The sequence below is a fragment of the Cysteiniphilum sp. JM-1 genome, assembly GCF_008711525.1.
Lineage (GTDB): Bacteria > Pseudomonadota > Gammaproteobacteria > Francisellales > Francisellaceae > Caedibacter.
In genome coordinates, this window is sequence record NZ_VXKS01000064.1 from 1 (window position 1) to 660 (window position 660).

Below are 660 nucleotides of genomic sequence, written 5' to 3' on the forward strand. Positions count from 1 at the left end.
TTAAGATTAAGGTATGGCAAGAAAACGAGTCACAACAGAACAGGTAAAGCTATACATGAAACTCAGACAAGAAGATAAACTCACCCAGATTGGCTGCGCTGCTAAATCAGGCTTTAGTGAGCGTACAGCTCGCACAATAGACCGTGGCAAACACCACACACAACACCCACCCAAACCAAGGCAGTATAAAACACGCGCAAGCAGTATTGATAAGCTTTGGGAAGATGAGCTGAAACAGAAGCTTGAAGACAATCCAGAGCTTCAGCCAATGACGTTATTTATTGACCTTCAGCGTAACCATGTCGATGATCAAGGTAATCCCATTTATGACGATTCTTGCCTTCGCACATTACAAAGGCGTGTACGAGAATGGAAAGCGAAACATGGTATGTCTAAAGAAGTCATGTTTCCGCAAAAACATTACCCTGGTGATCAAGGCTTATCTGATTTTTCGCATATGAAAGAAATTGGCATTATGATCGCTGGTAAGCCTTTGGAGCATATGATTTATCATTTTAGGTTAGTATTTAGCAAGTACAGTTATGTCAAAGTTATCCTATCAGGGGAAAGCTTTCAGGCGTTATCAGAAGGGTTGCAAGAAGCGTTATTTCATATAGGAGGCGCACCAAAGGAGCATCGCACAGACTCTTTAGCCGCTGC

The 660-nt window shown here is 42.4% G+C and carries 1 pseudogene; it reads left to right on the plus strand.

What is annotated here, in order from left to right:
• Positions 1–13 precede the first annotated feature (13 nt).
• Positions 14–660, plus strand: a pseudogene (locus F3D68_RS11170) (IS21 family transposase); the annotation flags it as partial.